This is a genomic window from Oscillibacter sp. (assembly GCF_031978065.1).
Classification (GTDB): Bacteria; Bacillota; Clostridia; order Oscillospirales; family Oscillospiraceae; genus Oscillibacter.
This window is the reverse complement of sequence record NZ_DALZCH010000166.1, coordinates 1-4254: the sequence shown is the minus strand read 5'-3', so window position 1 is coordinate 4254 and position 4254 is coordinate 1. Positions and strand designations below refer to the sequence as shown.

General features: G+C 45.0%; 4 protein-coding genes and 1 pseudogene. 4 read left to right on the top strand and 1 reads right to left on the bottom strand.

All coding sequences use genetic code 11. From position 1 onward, the window contains the following. The 4 genes and pseudogenes from RTK01_RS15980 to RTK01_RS15965 all read left to right on the top strand — a co-directional run. Window positions 1-189, top strand: a 189-nt coding sequence (locus RTK01_RS15980) for a hypothetical protein (RefSeq protein ID WP_312281923.1), incomplete at its 5' end; no start/stop codon positions are given. Window positions 190-201: 12 nt separating this feature from the next. Further along, window positions 202-1659, top strand: coding sequence for a recombinase family protein (locus RTK01_RS15975; protein ID WP_312281922.1), 1458 nt, complete (start codon window positions 202-204; stop codon window positions 1657-1659). Window positions 1660-1661: 2 nt separating this feature from the next. After that, window positions 1662-1793, top strand: a pseudogene (locus tag RTK01_RS15970) (manganese catalase family protein); the annotation flags it as partial. 153 nt (window positions 1794-1946) lie between these two features. Continuing rightward, the gene (locus RTK01_RS15965) at window positions 1947-3554 is read left to right on the top strand and encodes a kelch repeat-containing protein (protein WP_312281921.1); all 1608 of its coding nucleotides are present in this window, start codon (window positions 1947-1949) and stop codon (window positions 3552-3554) included. 92 nt (window positions 3555-3646) lie between these two features. On the opposite strand, the gene RTK01_RS15960 is transcribed toward RTK01_RS15965, so the two are convergent. Further along, complete coding sequence (locus RTK01_RS15960) at window positions 3647-4210, bottom strand: hypothetical protein (protein ID WP_312281920.1); 564 nt, start codon at window positions 4208-4210, stop codon at window positions 3647-3649. Between the last annotated feature and the right edge of the window lie 44 nt (window positions 4211-4254).

The window sequence follows — 4254 nt, the reverse complement described above, 5'->3', positions numbered from 1 at the left end:
GAAATTTTTATTGCGCCGCCGTTTGATATGTCCGCTCAAATAAAATCTTCCAGTGGAGAGATTTATCACACTACTCTCTATAAATGCAGATGCCCAGACTTCTCCAGACGAAATGCAGAGTGCAAGGATTTTTTAAAAATGTGCCTGAAGATTGTTTCCGCGCATCTGCGCGGAAATTTGGAGAAATAGAGGTGAACCCCCATGGCAGACGAATATAGAATCGCCGCCGCGTACATCCGCGTCAGCACAGAGGACCAGACAGAGCTGTCCCCTGCCAGCCAGCTTGTGGAGATACGCAAGTGGGCGGCAAAAAACGGCTGGATTATTCCGGACGAATACGTCTTTGTGGATGAGGGGATTTCCGGGCGAAAGGTCACAGGGCGGGACGCTTTCCGTCATTTAATCGGCACGGCAAAATTGAAACCCAAGTCCTTTGACGCAATCCTTCTCTGGAAGTTCTCCCGCTTTGCCCGCAACAGAGACGACGCGGTGTTTTATAAGTCCGTCCTGCGCAAGCAGCTCCACATTGAGGTTATTTCCATCAGCGAACCGATTGCCGAAGGAAAACTCGGCATCCTAATGGAGGCGCTGATTGAAGCCATGGATGAATATTACTCCATCAACCTTGCCGAAGAGGTGAAGCGCGGGATGGAGGAAAAGCATCGCCGGGGCGAACTGCAATCCAACCCTTCCTTCGGCTACACGGTGCAAGACAATGTGCTGGCTCCAAAGGAACCGGAGGCCACTTACATAAAAGAGATATTCCGCCGCTTTTGTCAGGGAGAAGGTTTCTACCCCATTGCCAAATGGCTGAATTCCATCGGCGTCCGGACGCATCGCGGGAATCTGTTTGAAAACCGCACGGTGGAATACATTCTCCGAAACCCGGTTTACATCGGAAAGCTTCGCTGGAATCCCTCTGGCATCACCCGTCGCGACTTTACGGACCCCGCTATTGTTCTGGCCGACGGAAAGCATGAGCCTTTGATAGATATGGACACATGGAACATTGCACAGTCTCGCATCGCGGAGTTGAAGGCCACATGGAAATATCACGGGCGACCGCTGGGCAGCAATAAGGATTGGATTTCCGGTCTGATTCGCTGTTCTTCCTGCGGCGCCACGATGATTTTCGCAAAGCCGAACTACTGGAAGTGCAATCACTATGTCCGGGGCCGCTGCAAAACCTCCCAGCACGTTTCTACGGACCTCTTAAAAGAGGCCATTATCCGCCGTCTTCAAATTGACCTTGAAACCAACTCGCCCATCCAGTACGAGATCATTCGGGCAAAGGATGGCGGCGAGGACGAATTGAACGCGCTGCGCACCCAGCGGGATTCCCTCGCAAAGAAGCTGGACCGTCTGCGTGATGCCTACCTTGCCGGAGCCGATACTGTCGAGGAATATAAGACCGCAAAAGAGTCCACACAGGCAAAATTAGCCGACGTAAACACGCGGATTCAAGTGGCAGAAAAAAAGAGTGCCAAGCTTGGTACCCCCACTGCTATGAAAAGATCTATCTGTTCCGCCTTAAAGACGATTACTTCCGATTCCACTACCATGGAGCAGAAATCCGAAGCGGCCCATTCCATCATCGAATACGCCACCTGGGACAAAGCCCAAAACCTCCTGCAAATGCATTATCGCCTTGTCTTTTAGTTCTGTTTCGTAGTCTCTTACAATACGGGGGACCACACGGAGAGCTTGGTGCATCGCTGCGGTATCTCAGCCAGCGGTACTCCATGCCCTATCCCGAGCTGAAAGGGCTTTTAACCGATATTGGGACAGAAGAATCAGTTCCATCAAATTAGCAATAATGTAAAACCACATAATGCAAAACTCTAGTATATGCCTGTTCTTTTAAAATTTATAGACTTGTCCTTTTTCTTATGCTGTTCTATAGTTGACCATATACAGAATAATCAAATATAGAAAGGATTATAAAAATGATATTTAAGAAATTTAACAAAGCAAATTTAATATTCGTTATTCTACTAATGAGCATTATACCATCGGCAGCCGCAGAAATGGACTCGACATGGACACCTATTTCTCCTATGACTACAGTTCGATCCTCGTTCTCCTCTTTGGTAATGGAAGGAAAGATTTATGCAATTGGTGGAATATCCTACGGCTCAAAGTTGATGGATATTTACGACCCAGTTACTGATGTGTGGACACAAAAAACCATTCCCGGTTCTGCTAATTATTCCGAGGCTACTGCTATTGATGATAAAATATATATTGTGGATGGGGGTAGTTCTGTTGCAGGCAATAATGTTGTCTATATTTACAACACCCTTGCAGATTCTTGGGATACTACAAATAATATAATTCCACGAGTTTATCATCAAGTAGCTGTTGTGAATGATAAACTGTATGTCATTGGTGGACACAACATAATTAACAACGTAGTAAGCACTCTTGATTCTGTAGAAATGTATGATCCTTCGACAGGTAATTGGACCACTAAGGCATCAATGAACCTCCCTAGAGAGAAATTAAAAGTTGAAGTAGTAAATGGTAAAATATACGCTATAGGGGGGTACACACCTGGTAATTGGTTAACTTCAGTAGAAGAATATGATCCTGTTGCAGATACATGGACAACAAAAGCAGACATGAATATTAAAACCGCATACTTCGAATCAGCGGTATTGAATAATAAAATATATATATCAGGTGGTGATGGAAGTAGCACACATTTAAATCAATTGCAAGCATATGATCCGGAAACAAACATTTGGACGATCAAAGCGCCAATGTTGCTTGAACGCGAAAATCACCAATTTATTAGTGCGGACAATAAGCTTTATGCAGTAGGTGGTTCTAACAATACTGGTATTTCTGCCGCAGCGGAGAGCTACGATCCTACAACCGACTCTTGGGAGAGCATAGCTTCTTTGCCTAAAGCCAAACGTTACGCAGGGAGCGCATTGTTGGATAATAGCATTTATGTTTTTGGCGGACTGACTGATGACAAGCAAGAATCTAATAACAACGAATCTAGAACGGCAGCAAAGTATACTATACCATCTCCAAGTTCTCCAGAAGTTTCGTTCAATCTGTCTGCTGTCGGTGGGGACGCCAAAGTAGATTTAAATTGGAATTCTGTACCTAACTCTACAAGTTACAACATATACCGCTCGACAACTATTGATGGATCGTATACTATGATTGCTAAAAATATAGCAGGTACGTCTTATACTGACACTGATGTTAGCAATGGCACCACATATTACTATGTTGTAACCGCTGTTACCGCTCAAGGTGAAAGCGAATATTCAAACAAAGCATCTGCAACTCCGCAGTTGTCTTCTGAGGCTGGCTTCGCTATACTTGATATTTATATGGTCGATGGCACCCTTAAGGAATACGATCTATCGATGACAAAGGTGGATGAATTTATTGCATGGTATGATGCCAAGGCATCTGGAACAGGTAAAAACTATTTTATTATTGAAAAGTCCTACAACAAGGGACCTTTCAAATATAGAAAGGATTACATTATATTCGATAAAATTAAAGACTTTGAAGTAAATCAATATAATTAATATACCTAGCAATTTTATTTATAAGACATTTTAGCAGGGAGAGAGTGAAATTCACTCTCTCCCTGCTATTTTAGGTGAAATTTTGTCCTATTTCATAACCTCAGCTTCGGCATAATATCGTACTTGTCCAGGCTGTACTTTCCCAGAGAATACTTGTCCAGCGCCGTCCCAGTCTTTCCTCCGCCGCTCCCAGAGGTTCGCCTCCTCGCATTCAACCGCGGCATGATATCATACCACGGCGCTTCAGAAAGTGTGTTTGCGGACCAGCCGTTTGCATAGTACAGCGCATCTTTCTGTTTCACCGTCAGGTCAAGTTTGTGTATGGCATCCAGAACCTTCTCCTTTTTCGACCCGCTGATGCTTTTTCCCGCCGAGTCAGTGTCGGCTTTGATTCCGGCCGTGGAAGCCTTATACTCCCAGTATTGTACCGGAGTAATACCAACACTCGTTTCCAGTTCTGCCTGTTTAAGCAAATCGCTGTCGCTGGCAAGGTCCGCAAAATAAAGTTCGGCTTTGGTGGAATCTGAAAATCCAGCGTTGTTAAGATACTCCAGTTTCTGCGTAGTTGTGCTCTTTCCGTCCTTTGGCTCATATTTTTTTGTTGCAAAATAATAGTCGTAGCAGTCGGTATAGCTGACGCCGCCTCGCTCGGCCACCTGTGCCTTTCCGTAAACGACTTTGTTCTAGACCTGCACGGCAT